12 protein-coding genes and 1 other RNA gene are annotated in these 12,800 nt (G+C 59.6%); 9 read left to right on the top strand and 4 right to left on the bottom strand.

From position 1 onward, the window contains the following. Nucleotides 1–120 precede the first annotated feature (120 nt). The 4 genes from NL64_RS18595 to NL64_RS18580 form a co-directional block, all read right to left on the bottom strand. Nucleotides 121–699, bottom strand: a complete 579-nt coding sequence (locus tag NL64_RS18595) for a BON domain-containing protein (protein ID WP_034149533.1) — start codon at nt 697–699, stop codon at nt 121–123. Continuing rightward, the gene (locus NL64_RS18590; RefSeq protein ID WP_007972584.1) at nt 696–1,289 is read right to left on the bottom strand and encodes a phosphoheptose isomerase; all 594 of its coding nucleotides are present in this window, start codon (nt 1,287–1,289) and stop codon (nt 696–698) included. Before NL64_RS18590 ends, NL64_RS18595 begins: the two co-directional genes overlap by 4 nt. A 101-nt stretch (nt 1,290–1,390) precedes the next feature. Then, nucleotides 1,391–1,753, bottom strand: a complete 363-nt coding sequence (locus NL64_RS18585; protein ID WP_019582357.1) for a YraN family protein — start codon at nt 1,751–1,753, stop codon at nt 1,391–1,393. Next, nucleotides 1,753–3,564, bottom strand: coding sequence for a penicillin-binding protein activator (locus NL64_RS18580; RefSeq protein ID WP_034149532.1), 1,812 nt, complete (start codon nt 3,562–3,564; stop codon nt 1,753–1,755). The genes NL64_RS18585 and NL64_RS18580 overlap by 1 nt, the downstream gene beginning before the upstream one ends. Before the next feature lie 207 nt (nt 3,565–3,771). On the opposite strand from NL64_RS18580, the gene rsmI reads away from it, so the two are divergent. From rsmI to mraY, 9 genes are all read left to right on the top strand, one after another. Then, on the top strand, nt 3,772–4,644 hold the full coding sequence (gene rsmI / locus NL64_RS18575; protein ID WP_034149531.1) for a 16S rRNA (cytidine(1402)-2'-O)-methyltransferase: 873 nt from the start codon (nt 3,772–3,774) through the stop codon (nt 4,642–4,644). A 75-nt stretch (nt 4,645–4,719) separates the two neighbouring features. Then, an RNA gene (gene rnpB / locus NL64_RS29175) (RNase P RNA component class A) lies at nt 4,720–5,073 on the top strand. Nucleotides 5,074–5,464: 391 nt separating this feature from the next. Further along, a complete protein-coding gene (gene mraZ, locus NL64_RS18570) occupies nt 5,465–5,920 on the top strand; it encodes a division/cell wall cluster transcriptional repressor MraZ (protein WP_034149530.1) in 456 nt (151 codons plus the stop codon). After that, complete coding sequence (gene rsmH / locus NL64_RS18565; RefSeq protein WP_034149529.1) at nt 5,917–6,864, top strand: 16S rRNA (cytosine(1402)-N(4))-methyltransferase RsmH; 948 nt, start codon at nt 5,917–5,919, stop codon at nt 6,862–6,864. The genes mraZ and rsmH overlap by 4 nt, the downstream gene beginning before the upstream one ends. Continuing rightward, nucleotides 6,861–7,154 (top strand): cell division protein FtsL, encoded by a 294-nt coding sequence (gene ftsL / locus NL64_RS18560; protein WP_003205353.1) that lies wholly within the window; start codon nt 6,861–6,863, stop codon nt 7,152–7,154. The genes rsmH and ftsL overlap by 4 nt, the downstream gene beginning before the upstream one ends. Next, on the top strand, nt 7,154–8,893 hold the full coding sequence (locus NL64_RS18555) for a peptidoglycan D,D-transpeptidase FtsI family protein (RefSeq protein WP_172668689.1): 1,740 nt from the start codon (nt 7,154–7,156) through the stop codon (nt 8,891–8,893). Before ftsL ends, NL64_RS18555 begins: the two co-directional genes overlap by 1 nt. Next, entirely contained in the window at nt 8,893–10,356 is a 1,464-nt protein-coding gene (locus tag NL64_RS18550; RefSeq protein WP_034149527.1) for a UDP-N-acetylmuramoyl-L-alanyl-D-glutamate--2,6-diaminopimelate ligase, read from the top strand. Before NL64_RS18555 ends, NL64_RS18550 begins: the two co-directional genes overlap by 1 nt. Then, a complete protein-coding gene (locus NL64_RS18545; protein WP_034149526.1) occupies nt 10,349–11,716 on the top strand; it encodes a UDP-N-acetylmuramoyl-tripeptide--D-alanyl-D-alanine ligase in 1,368 nt (455 codons plus the stop codon). The genes NL64_RS18550 and NL64_RS18545 overlap by 8 nt, the downstream gene beginning before the upstream one ends. Continuing rightward, the gene (mraY, locus tag NL64_RS18540; protein ID WP_016773275.1) at nt 11,716–12,798 is read left to right on the top strand and encodes a phospho-N-acetylmuramoyl-pentapeptide-transferase; all 1,083 of its coding nucleotides are present in this window, start codon (nt 11,716–11,718) and stop codon (nt 12,796–12,798) included. The genes NL64_RS18545 and mraY overlap by 1 nt, the downstream gene beginning before the upstream one ends. Nucleotides 12,799–12,800 lie beyond the last annotated feature (2 nt).

The raw sequence follows: 12,800 nt of genomic DNA, 5'->3' as shown, positions 1-12,800 counted from the left end.
ATTACTTCACCACCTTCAAACGTAGGAGCTGCCGAAGGCTGCGATCTTTTTATTTTTTAAGATCAAAAGATCGCAGCCTCGTTTCACTCGACAGCTCCTATAGGTGGATGCAGGCAGGTGTCAGTCGATGTACTCAAACAGCTTCACGATCTTCTGTACGCCGGAAACGCCCTGCACCAGATTGGTCGCCTGCTGGGCTTCCTGTTTGGTCAGCAAGCCCAGTAGGTAGACGATGCCGTTCTCGGTCACAACCTTGATGCGCGAGCCCGGAATGTTCGGGTCGGTGAGCATCTGGGTCTTGATCTTGGAGGTCAGCCAGGTGTCGTTCTGGCGGGCAAGGAAGCCGGAGGGTGGCAGAACTTGCAGTTCATTGTGGACCGTCTTTACCCGCTGGACAGATGCAGCGGCTTGTTCTGCCTTGGCCTTGAGGTCGGCACGCGGAGTTTGCCCGGCGAGCAGTACGACGCCGTTGAAGCTGGTGACGACAATGTGCGAATCGTTGTCCAGGGCCGGGTCGGCCTTGGCGATGTTCACTCCGACCTTGGTGTCGATCAGGGAGTCGTCGATCTTGCTGCCGAAGGTGCGCGTGCCGCGGTCATCTTCAATCGGCGCTTCACGGCTGGCATTAACCACCGAGGTGCAGCCGCTGATACCGAGGCACAGGGTCAGGGCCAGTAGGCCGAGGCGATTAGGGGTCATTCTTCACTCCCGAACAGTTGGCTGTCGATCAAATCGCAAAGGCAATGGATCGCCAGCAGGTGGACTTCCTGAATACGTGCGGTGACGTTGGCCGGTACGCGAATCTCGACGTCCTCGGGCAAAAGCAGTGACGCCATGCCGCCGCCATCGCGACCGGTCAATGCTACGACAATCATTTCGCGATCATGTGCGGCCTGGATCGCTTGAATAATGTTTGCCGAGTTGCCGCTGGTGGAAATCGCCAGCAATACATCGCCCGGCTGACCAAGGGCGCGGATCTGCTTGGAGAAGATTTCGTTGTAGCTGTAATCGTTGGCGATCGAGGTGATTGTCGAGCTGTCAGTGGTCAGCGCAATGGCTGGCAGGCTCGGGCGCTCGCGTTCGAAGCGGTTGAGCAGCTCCGACGAAAAGTGCTGGGCGTCGCCGGCAGAGCCGCCGTTGCCGCAGGAAAGCATTTTGCCTTCGTTGAGCAGGGCGTTGACCATCACTTGGCTGGCTTGCTCGATGTGCGGTGCAAGTACTTCCATCGCCTGTTGCTTGGTGTCGATACTGGCCTGAAAAAGCTGGCGAATTCGCGATTGCATGTCCATCTGTGTGACCTTAATGAGCGCGGCTGTCCGGCACGTGAATGTGCAGCCCGCAAAACAAAGAGCAAAAGTGTTGGGTGGTGTCCGTTTCGGGGCGCAAGCAATCAGCTGTCGAAGGCATTCTGCAACCAGTTCAACTGATCGAGGTTGCTGTCGATGGCAACCACGTCGAAACGGCAGGGGGAATTGGCCCAGCGTGACTCGCGCTGAAGAAAATACTGCGCGGCAAAAATCAGTTTCTGCCGTTTGCGCTCATCGATGCTATCGAGCGCGCCACCCCATTGAGTGTTTTTTCTGTAGCGAACTTCAACGAATACTACTGTATCGCCATCAAGCATGACCAGATCAAGCTCACCGCGTTTACACAACCAGTTCTGCGCCAACAGGCGCAGACCTTGTTGTTGAAGGTGTTCCAGCGCATGGCGCTCGGCATCTTTACCGCTTTGCTGGCGTGACCTGTCAGGCATCAGCGTGGGGTGTTCGGCAGGCGCTGAACCTGACCGTTGACGAATTCCGCCCACGGTAACTGGCGCACGATACGCTGGTTCGGCGTCATGCCCAGGCTGCCCGATTGACCTTCAATGCGGCTGTCCGGCAGCGCCTTGAGTTGACCCAGGCGTGGCGCCAGGCTGTAGGCGTCGACGCCCATGGCGTAGAGGCGACCCAGGCTACCGGCCGCTTGTGGCCATTGTGCGGCAACTTGTTTGCGCAGCGGATCATTGGCATCCAGCAACCATGGGGTTTCGCAGAAGCGAATACCGTTCATGTCGTTGTACTGGTTTACATCACCGCTGGCACTGAACACGTGGGAAGTGGCGTAAACCGGAACGTCACCGGCGTACTGGAAGTTCAGGGTCGGTTTGATCTGCTGGGCCTGTTGCGGTGTCGCGGCGAGGAAGATGAACTCGATGTCCTGGCGACGCGAAGGCTGGGCGGCGACCGTCGAACCGACGGTGCTTTGCAGGCTCTTGGCGCGACCTTCGCTCTGGCGCAGCTGGAACATATCGGCAATTTGCTGGGCCAGTTGAACCGGTTGATCGACACGCTCGGTGGCAACGATGCTGCCGCCGTTGGCTTGCCAGTCCTGGCTGAATGCTCTCAGCACGCGGTCGCCCCATTCGCCCTTCGGCACCATGATGGCGGCGCGATGCAGGCCGTCGGCACGGGCGCGGCGGGACACTTCGCGAGCCTCGTCTTCAGCGGCAAGACCGAACTGGAACAGTTGGGCAGGACCTTGTTCACCTTCGCTGTAGTTCAGGGCCAGGGTGGTGATCGGCAGTTGCGGACGAGTGCTCAGCTGTTTGACCAGCGGCTTTTCCAGAGGGCCGACGACCAGTTGCACGCCATCGGCCTGGGCCTTGCGATAGAACTCGTCGAGGTTGCTCAGGCGCGAGCTGTCATAAAACTCGATGGCTGGCGGCTTCTGCCCGGCTTGTTGTGCCTGGTAGTGGGCGGCCATGAAGCCTTCGCGCAACGCTTTGCCGACCGAGGCCAGAGGGCCGTCCTGTGGCAGCAGCAAGGCGATTTTGCCCAGCGGTTGGCTGGCCAGTTCCTTGAGATTGGTCAGTGGCAGCGGTAGCTGGATGGCAGCGGGGTGCTTGGGGTTCTGGGCGCGCCAGTTGTCGATCGCGGCCTGCTGCTGTTCCACCGTACCGGCAGATTTTACCGCCAGTGCCAGTGCCATCCAGCCGCCGAGGTCATCGGTGGTGGTCGGCTGCAATTGGTCCGTCGGCAGGGAGGCAATCAGGGTCCAGATTGCTTCGTGGTTTTTGCTGGCAGCTTCACCGCTCATCATTGGCGCAATAAAGATGCGTTCTTTTGCGGCGGCCAGGGTCTGACCATCGGCTTCAAGAGCGCGGGCGCGTACGGTGCCGGTGCGAACCTGCTGCTCTTCGGACAATTCGCCGAGGCGTTGCATGCTCGGATGGCTCAACGCAGTCAGGGCCGCTTTGGGCTGATTGCGTGCCATGGCCAGTTCAGCCGCCAGGGTGTTGGCGAAAACCTGTTGGCCAGGTTTGAGCTGTTCAACCGGAACTTGCTGCAGGATTTGAGCTGATTGGCCAGCGTTACCCTGGCGATAAGCCAGGTCGGCGGCACTTAAGCGCAACAGGGCGGCCTCTTCCGGCGATTTACTCTGGGAGGCTTTCTCGAGCAGTTGCTCGATACTGGCATCCGGGGTCCGTGGTACTTCGCCAAGGCTGGAGGAGGGCGAGCTGGCGCAAGCCGCCAGCAAGGCAGCAAGGCAGAGGGCAGTGAACAGCCGCAGGCAAGCGATCATGTAGTGTTCCTGATACTCGATCAAATTAGCGTGGAATTGTACCCAAGCACTGGCCGGGGCGCGATGTTACTGGCGTGAATCGATCAATTTAGCTCATGCAAATGTTGCGGTATGGCATAAAAGCCAGAAAAACCGAGTGTTGCTTGCGCGTTTCGTTGCGCCGCTACGCGCTACAATGGCGGCTTTCTTGATCATGAGGTGTGCGCTTTGACTGCTCCAGGTGCTTTGAATTCCGCTGCTGGCTCGCTTTATGTGGTGGCGACGCCCATCGGCAACCTGGACGACATCAGTGCGCGTGCACTGAAGATCTTGCGTGAGGTCGCCTTGATCGCGGCCGAAGACACCCGTCACTCGCAACGCTTGATGCAGCACTTCGGTATTCAGACGCCGCTGGCCGCCTGCCATGAACACAACGAACGGGATGAAGGCAGCCGCTTTATTACGCGCCTGCTGGCTGGCGACAATGTGGCGCTGATCTCCGACGCGGGTACGCCGCTGATTTCCGATCCGGGTTATCACTTGGTGCGTCAGGCCCGTGCTGCCGGGATTAATGTGGTGCCGGTTCCAGGTGCTTGTGCGTTGATCGCGGCATTGTCGGCGGCGGGGCTGCCGTCGGATCGTTTCATTTTCGAAGGCTTCCTGCCGGCCAAGGCCGTGGGGCGACGAGCGCGTCTTGAGTTGGTAAAGGAAGAGCCGCGCACGCTGATTTTCTACGAGGCCCCCCACCGCATCCTGGAATGTCTGCAGGACATGGAGTTGGTGTTCGGACCTGAGCGACAGGCATTGCTGGCGCGCGAAATAACCAAGACCTTCGAAACGCTCAAAGGCTTGCCGCTGGCCGAGTTGCGCGAATTTGTCGAGTCGGACAGCAATCAACAGCGCGGCGAATGTGTGGTGCTGGTGGCGGGCTGGTCCGCTCCCGAGAGCGAAGACGCTGTCAGCAGTGAGGCAATGCGTATCCTCAATCTGTTGCTTGAGGAAATGCCGCTCAAGCGAGCCGCGGCATTGGCGGCGCAAATTACCGGTGAGCGCAAGAATGTGCTCTACCAGGTCGCACTGGATAAACAGAAGGGCGAGTAAAACCCGACGCGCAGGCATGGCAAAAGGCGTTTAGCGCTTGTTCTTCGGGCGCTCTGCCGTTAACCTTCGCGGCGGAGAGTCGATCGGACAGTCGCTGCCCTCTATGAAAATTAGGGGGGGGAGGAAAGTCCGGGCTCCATAGGGCGAAGTGCCAGGTAATGCCTGGGAGGCGTGAGCCTACGGAAAGTGCCACAGAAAATAACCGCCTAAGCGCTTCGGCGCCGGTAAGGGTGAAAAGGTGCGGTAAGAGCGCACCGCACGTCTGGCAACAGTTCGTGGCTAGGTAAACCCCACTTGGAGCAAGACCAAATAGGGTCCCAAGGCGTGGCCCGCGCTGGGACCGGGTAGGTTGCTAAAGATGTCCAGTGATGGCCATCGTAGACGAATGACTGTTCAAGACAGAACCCGGCTTACAGATCGACTCTCCACCTTTTTCTTACTCTCTGCTTAAATCATTAAGCAGGGCGTGGTGATGGCCATTTGGCCGGCACCGGCAGCACTCTCGCAAGACTGTTTTTCCCTCCTTTCAGAATCGTCGGCAGAAGCACTTTCGTAATACCGAAAAAATCTTACTCTTAATAAATTACTTTAACTTTCGAACGCAGCCTTCTGTGCTGATTCAAGTTATCGGTCGGATTCGTCTGCCAGATTCTCGTTACCCCTCCTTATATGCTCCTAAATCTCAGTTCTGTAAGGGATTTCCTTTAATCCGCGCCTTGACGGTGTGGTGGGCGCATTCCTATAGTGTGCGCAAGTGGCGGAAAGTGGCATGAAGTGGGTTTTTTGAACGCAAAACGCTAATATTTGGAGAAACGCTGACGTGTTTCGCGGAGCCAACGCAATCAGTCTCGATGCAAAGGGCCGTCTCGCTATGCCGAGCCGGTACCGTGACGAGCTGGTTTCGCGCAGTTCCGGGCAGTTAATCGTCACCATTGATGCCGTTGATCCATGTTTGTGTGTTTACCCGCTCGATGAGTGGGAAATTATCGAAACCAAACTGCGCGCACTGCCTTCGCTTCGCGAAGAGAACCGTCGCCTGCAACGTTTACTGATTGGTAATGCCGTCGACCTCGAGCTCGATGGCAGTGGTCGTTTTCTGGTTCCGCCGCGTCTTCGTGAATATGCCAAGTTGGATAAGCGCGCGATGTTGGTAGGCCAACTGAACAAGTTCCAATTGTGGGACGAGGATGCCTGGGATGCGGTTGCTGCCGCTGACCTGGCTGCTATTCAAGAACCGGGCGCGATGCCTGACGAACTGCGTGATTTGATCCTGTGACTATAGATAGCGGCTTTAACCACATCACCGTACTGCTTGACGAAGCCGTCGAGGCTCTCGCCGTACGTCCTGATGGCTGCTATCTGGATGGCACGTTCGGACGCGGCGGGCACAGCCGGTTGATCCTCAGTCAGCTCGGTCCCGATGGTCGGTTGCTCGGATTCGACAAGGATCCACAAGCGATTGCCACCGGGCAGACGCTAGCGGCCGAAGACGGCCGCTTTGTCGTTGTGCAGCGCAGCTTTGCCGAGCTCGGTTCGGAAGTCGCCGAACGCGGTCTGCACGGCAAGGTCAGCGGTATTTTGCTCGATCTGGGCGTCTCTTCGCCGCAGCTCGATGACCCTGAGCGCGGCTTCAGTTTCCTCAACGATGGTCCGCTCGACATGCGTATGGACCCGTCCCGCGGGATCAGCGCTGCCGAGTTCGTCAACACCGCGCCCGTGGAAGAAATTGCCCGGGTGTTCAAGGAATATGGCGAAGAGCGTTTTTCCGGTCGCATGGCCCGTGCCGTCGCTGAGCGCCGTGACATCAAGCCGTTCGAGCGTACCGCCGATCTGGCTGAAGTCCTGAAAGTCGCCAACCCGGCATGGGAAAAGGGCAAGAACCCGGCAACCCGTGCATTCCAGGGGCTGCGCATTCACGTCAATAACGAACTGGGCGATCTGGAAGCGGGCCTCGAAGCCGCACTGGATTGCCTGGAAATTGGTGGTCGTCTGGTGGTGATCAGCTTCCATTCGCTGGAAGACCGCATCGTCAAACTGTTCATGCGCAAGCTGGTGAAAGGCGAAGCCGATAACCTGCCGCGCAACCTGCCGGTTCGCCACGTAGCGTTCGAACCGAAAGTCAAAGTCCATGGCAAAGCGCAGACGGCCTCCGACGCCGAACTCAAAGCCAACCCACGTTCCCGTAGTGCTGTCATGCGTGTGGCGGAGAAACTGCGGTGAGCAAGCTTTTCGCCAAGCCACTTCCCGGCGGAAGCTTTTTCATGCTGCTGCTGTTCATTGGCGTGCTCGTGTCCGCCATTGGCGTGTCCTACAGCGCGCACTGGAATCGTCAGTTGCTGAACTCGCTGTATAACGAGTTGAGCGTGCGCGACAAGGCGCAGGCGGAGTGGGGTCGGTTGATTCTTGAACAGAGCACCTGGACTGCCCACAGCCGTATCGAAGTGCTGGCCACCGAACAACTGAAAATGCGCATTCCCGGTGCCGCCGAAGTGCAGATGGTGGCGCCATGATGAAACTCGAAGGCGCACTCTTCCCGTGGCGCTTCCGTCTGGTGCTGGGTTTGCTCGGTGTCATGGTGATTGCGATTTGCTGGCGCATCATCGACCTGCAAGTGGTTGACCGTGACTTCCTCAAAGGTCAGGGCGATGCGCGCAGCGTTCGTCATATTCCGATTCCGGCTCACCGTGGTCTGATTACCGACCGTAACGGCGAGCCGTTGGCTGTCAGTACGCCGGTCACCACCCTGTGGGCCAACGCCAAGGAAATGCAACTGGCCAAGGAAAAGTGGCCGGCACTGGCGGCCGCGCTGGGTCAGGATCCCAAGGCCCTGACCGAGCGCCTTGAAGCTCAAGCCAATAAAGAATTCATTTACCTGGTGCGCGGGCTGACGCCTGAGCAGGGCCAGGCTGTGCTCGATCTGAAAGTGCCGGGCGTCTACGGCATCGAAGAGTTCCGCCGTTTCTATCCGGCCGGCGAAGTCACCGCCCACATGGTCGGCTTTACCGACATTGACGACCACGGTCGAGAAGGCGTCGAACTCGCCTATGACGAATGGCTGGCCGGGGTGCCGGGCAAACGACAGGTCATCAAGGACCGGCGCGGCCGGTTGATCAAGGATGTCCAGGTCACCAAAAACGCCAAGGCCGGAAAGCCCTTGGCGTTGTCCATTGACCTGCGCCTGCAATACCTGGCCAACCGCGAATTGCGCAACGCGATCATCGAGAACGGTGCCAAGGCCGGCAGCCTGGTGATCATGGACGTGAAGACCGGCGAGATCCTCGCCATGGTCAACCAGCCGACCTACAACCCGAACAACCGTCGCAACCTGCAACCGGCGATGATGCGTAACCGCGCAATGATCGACGTGTTCGAACCAGGTTCGACCATGAAGGCGATCTCCATGAGCGCCGCGATTGAAACCGGCCGCTGGAAACCGACCGACACTGTCGAGGTGTATCCGGGCTCCTTGCAGATCGGCAAGTACACCATCAAGGACGTGTCCAAGACTGAAGGTCCGGTGCTCGACTTGACCGGCATCCTGATCAATTCCAGTAACGTCGGCATGAGTAAGATCGCGTTCGATATCGGCGGCGAGACGATTTTCCGTCTGGCACAGAAAGTCGGCCTCGGCCAGGACACCGGCCTCGGTTTCCCTGGCGAGCGCGTCGGCAACCTGCCGAACTACCGCGAATGGCGCAAGGCCGAGACCGCGACGCTGTCCTACGGCTACGGTGTTTCCGTGACCGCGATCCAGCTGGTTCACGCCTTCTCGGCGCTGGCCAACAACGGACGCCTCGCGCCGCTGACACTGATCAAAACCGACAAGGCGCCGCAAACGACTCAAGTGCTGCCCGAAGCGGTCGCGAAGACCATGCAAACCATGCTGCAACAAGTGATCGAAGCACCGCGCGGTGTGTTCCGCGCGCAGGTGCCGGCGTATCACGTGGGCGGCAAGTCGGGTACTGCGCGTAAAACTTCGGTGGGTTCCAAAGGCTACGCCGAAAACTCCTACCGCTCGCTGTTCGCCGGTTTCGGCCCGATGAGCGATCCGCGTTACGCCATCGTTGTGGTGATCGATGAGCCGACCAAGGCCGGTTACTTCGGTGGTCTGGTTTCCGCGCCGGTGTTCAGCCGTGTGATGTCCGGCACCCTGCGCCTGATGAACGTGACCCCGGACAACTTGCCACCTACTCAACAAGCCAACGCCACCCCGGTCGTTCCGCTGAAAGCCAATGGAGGGCGCGGCTGATGTCTTTAAGTCTGAACAAGATTTTCCCCCACGCCGGCCACGATCTGTTGATCCGTGAATTGGCGCTGGACAGTCGCAACGTGCGTGCCGGGGACCTGTTCCTCGCAGTGCCGGGTGGCAAATTCGATGGCCGTGCGCACATTGCCGATGCCTTGCAACGTGGTGCGGCCGCCGTGGCTTATGAAGTGGAAGGCGCTACCGTGCTGCCGATCACCGAAGTGCCGTTGATTCCGGTCAAGGGGCTGGCGGCGCAACTGTCGGACATCGCCGGGCGCTTCTATGGCGAGCCGAGCCATCACCTGAATCTGGTTGGCGTGACAGGCACGAACGGCAAGACCAGTGTGACGCAACTGGTTGCCCAGGCACTGGATCTGCTCGGTCAGCATTGCGGCATCGTCGGCACGTTGGGTTCCGGATTCTACGGCGCGCTGCAAAGCGGCCTGCACACCACGCCGAACCCGATTGCCGTGCAAGCGACTCTTGGCGACCTGAAAAAGGCCGGTGCCAAAGCCGTTGCCATGGAAGTTTCGTCCCACGGTCTGGATCAGGGCCGCGTTACCGCGCTGGCGTTTGATGTGGCGGTGATGACCAACCTGTCCCGCGATCACCTGGACTACCACGGCACCATGCAGGCCTACGGCGAAGCCAAGGCCAAGCTGTTTGCCTGGAACGATTTGAAATGCCGGGTGGTGAATCTCGACGACGATTTCGGCCGGCAACTGGCCGCCGAAAAACGTGAGTCGCGGCTGATCACTTATAGCCTGCTCGACAGCAGCGCTTACCTGTATTGCCGCGAAGCGCAGTTCGACGATGAAGGTGTTCGCGCCACGCTGGTCACGCCACAAGGCGAGCACCACCTGCGCAGCACGCTGCTTGGCCGTTTCAACCTGAGCAACGTATTGGCGGCGGTCGGTGCCTTGCTCGGCCTGGATTACGCACTGGACGAAATTCTCAAGGTACTGCCGAAACTCGAAGGCCCGGCTGGACGCATGCAGCGCCTCGGCGGTGGAACTCAGCCGCTGGTGGTGGTCGATTACGCCCACACCCCGGATGCCCTGGAAAAAGTCCTGACGGCTCTGCGTCCGCACGTCAAAGGGCGTTTGCTGTGCCTGTTCGGCTGCGGCGGCGACCGTGATCGCGGCAAGCGTCCACTGATGGCCGAAGTGGTCGAGCGTCTGGCCGATGGCGTGCTGGTCACCGACGATAATCCGCGTACCGAAGACCCTTCGGTGATTTTCGATGACATCCGCGCCGGTTTCACGGCTGTGGATAAAGTCACGTTCGTCGCTGGGCGTGGCCAGGCGATTGCCCAGTTGATCGCTGGCGCTTCGGCGGATGACGTGATCGTTCTGGCCGGTAAAGGTCACGAGGACTATCAGGAAATCAACGGCGAGCGCCATGCCTTCTCCGATCTGGTCGAGGCTGATCATGCCTTGACCGCGTGGGAGGTGGCCCATGCTTAAAGCCTTGAAACTGAGCGAACTGACCGGCGCACTGAATGCCCGCCTGATTGCTGCCGATGCCAGCTTCGACGGCGTCAGCATCGACAGCCGTGCGATCAAACCGGGCCAGCTATTCATTGCCCTGACCGGTCCACGCTTCGATGGTCACGACTATCTGAATGACGTTGCGGCGAAAGGCGCCGTGGCGGCATTGGTCGAGCGCGAAGTCGCCGACAGCACGCTGCCGCAATTGCTGGTCAGCGATACCCGCAAGGCCCTCGGCCAGTTGGGTGCCCTGAACCGCCAGGCCTTCACTCAACCGGTCGCCGCCATTACCGGTTCCAGCGGCAAGACCACGGTCAAGGAAATGCTCGCGAGCATCCTGCGCACGCGCGGTCCGGTGCTGGCGACCCGTGGCAACCTGAACAATGACCTCGGCGCGCCGCTGACCCTGCTCGAACTGGCGCCGGAACACACCGCTGCAGTGATTGAGCTCGGCGCCTCGCGTCTGGGTGAAATTGCCTACACCGTGGGCATGACCAAACCCCACGTGGCCATTCTCAACAATGCCGGGACTGCCCACGTTGGCGAGTTCGGCGGGCCGGAAAAAATCGTCGAAGCCAAGGGAGAGATTATCGAAGGGCTGGATGCCGATGGCGTCGCCGTTCTCAATCTTGACGACAAGGCATTCGGTATCTGGAAGGCGCGCGCCGGTGAACGCAAAGTGCTGACGTTCGCCCTGAGCAATACCAGCGCCGATTTCTATGCCAGTGACCTGACCACCGACGCTCGCGGTTGCCCGGCGTTCAACTTGCATACGCCTGAAGGTGTGGAGCGCGTTCAACTGAATCTGCTCGGCACCCATAACGTCGCCAACGCCATGGCTGCCGCGGCTGCCGCCCATGCCTTGGGTGTGTCGCTGTTCGGCATCGCTACCGGCCTCGGCGCGGTGCAGCCGGTCAAGGGCCGAACTGTCGCGCAACTGGCAACTAATGGCATGCGCGTCATTGATGACACTTACAACGCGAACCCCACCTCCATGTGCGCCGCCGTTGATATACTCGCCGGCTTTTCCGGCCGCACCGTTCTGGTGCTCGGGGATATTGGCGAGTTGGGCGACTGGGCGGAGCAGGGGCACCGCGACGTGGGCGAGTACGCCCGTGGCAAGGTTTCTGCGCTGTACGCCGTCGGACCCATGATGGTTCACGCCGTCAACGCATTCGGTCCACAGGCTTTTCATTTCAGCACGCAGGCTGAACTGATCAAGGCTCTGGGCGCCGAGCAAGACACAAACACCACCATTTTGATCAAGGGCTCGCGCAGCGCCGCGATGGAAAACATCGTCGCCGCTTTGTGCGGGACCAGCCTGGAGAAACATTAATGCTGCTGCTGCTAGCGGAGTATCTGCAACAGTTCTACAAAGGCTTCGCGGTCTTCCAGTACCTGACCCTGCGCGGGATTCTCGGTGTACTGACCGCGCTGGTTTTGTCGCTGTGCTATGGCCCGTGGATGATCCGCACCCTGCAGAACCGTCAGATCGGTCAATCCGTTCGCAACGACGGTCCGCAATCGCACCTCTCCAAGTCCGGCACCCCGACCATGGGTGGCGCGCTGATTCTTTCTTCCATCGGCGTCAGCACCTTGCTGTGGGCTGATCTGAGCAACCGTTACGTTTGGGTCGTGTTGCTGGTGACCTTGCTGTTCGGCGCCATCGGCTGGGTCGACGACTATCGCAAAGTGATCGAGAAGAACTCCCGTGGCTTGCCGAGTCGCTGGAAGTATTTCTGGCAGTCGGTGTTCGGCCTCGGCGCGGCGATCTTCCTTTATATGACCGCTGCCACCCCGGTGGAAACCACACTGATCCTGCCGATGCTCAAGGACTACAGCATTCCACTGGGTGCCGGTTTCATCGTCCTGACCTATTTCGTGATCGTCGGTTCGAGCAACGCGGTCAACCTGACCGACGGCCTCGACGGCCTGGCGATCATGCCGACCGTGATGGTCGGCGGTGGCCTCGGCATCTTCTGCTACCTGTCGGGTAACGTGAAGTTCGCCGAATACCTTCTGATTCCTTATGTGCCGGGCGCGGGCGAGTTGATCGTGTTCTGCGGCGCACTGATTGGTGCCGGCCTGGGCTTCCTGTGGTTCAACACCTATCCGGCACAAGTCTTCATGGGCGACGTCGGCGCGCTGGCGCTGGGCGCTGCCCTGGGCACCATTGCGGTGATCGTCCGTCAGGAAATCGTCCTGTTCATCATGGGCGGCGTGTTCGTGATGGAAACCCTGTCAGTCGTCATTCAGGTTGCCTCCTTTAAGCTGACCGGTCGCCGCGTATTCCGCATGGCGCCGATTCACCACCACTTTGAACTCAAGGGCTGGCCCGAGCCACGCGTGATCGTCCGTTTCTGGATCATCACCGTGATTCTCGTGTTGGTCGGCCTTGCCACCCTGAAGCTGAGGTAGAA

Source organism: Pseudomonas fluorescens, assembly GCF_000802965.1.
Classification (GTDB): Bacteria; Pseudomonadota; Gammaproteobacteria; order Pseudomonadales; family Pseudomonadaceae; genus Aquipseudomonas; species Aquipseudomonas fluorescens_A.
The sequence above is the reverse complement of the archived record's forward strand: the minus strand, read 5'-3'. Positions and strand labels throughout refer to the sequence as shown.

Coding starts and splice junctions, on each gene's coding strand:
- NL64_RS18595 (WP_034149533.1), bottom strand. CDS start 699: ATGACCCCTAATCGCCTCGGCCTACTGGCCCTGACCCTGTGCCTCGGT.
- NL64_RS18590 (WP_007972584.1), bottom strand. CDS start 1,289: ATGGACATGCAATCGCGAATTCGCCAGCTTTTTCAGGCCAGTATCGAC.
- NL64_RS18585 (WP_019582357.1), bottom strand. CDS start 1,753: ATGCCTGACAGGTCACGCCAGCAAAGCGGTAAAGATGCCGAGCGCCAT.
- NL64_RS18580 (WP_034149532.1), bottom strand. CDS start 3,564: ATGATCGCTTGCCTGCGGCTGTTCACTGCCCTCTGCCTTGCTGCCTTG.
- NL64_RS18555 (WP_172668689.1), top strand. CDS start 7,154: ATGAAACTCGAAGGCGCACTCTTCCCGTGGCGCTTCCGTCTGGTGCTG.
- NL64_RS18550 (WP_034149527.1), top strand. CDS start 8,893: ATGTCTTTAAGTCTGAACAAGATTTTCCCCCACGCCGGCCACGATCTG.
- NL64_RS18545 (WP_034149526.1), top strand. CDS start 10,349: ATGCTTAAAGCCTTGAAACTGAGCGAACTGACCGGCGCACTGAATGCC.
- mraY (WP_016773275.1), top strand. CDS start 11,716: ATGCTGCTGCTGCTAGCGGAGTATCTGCAACAGTTCTACAAAGGCTTC.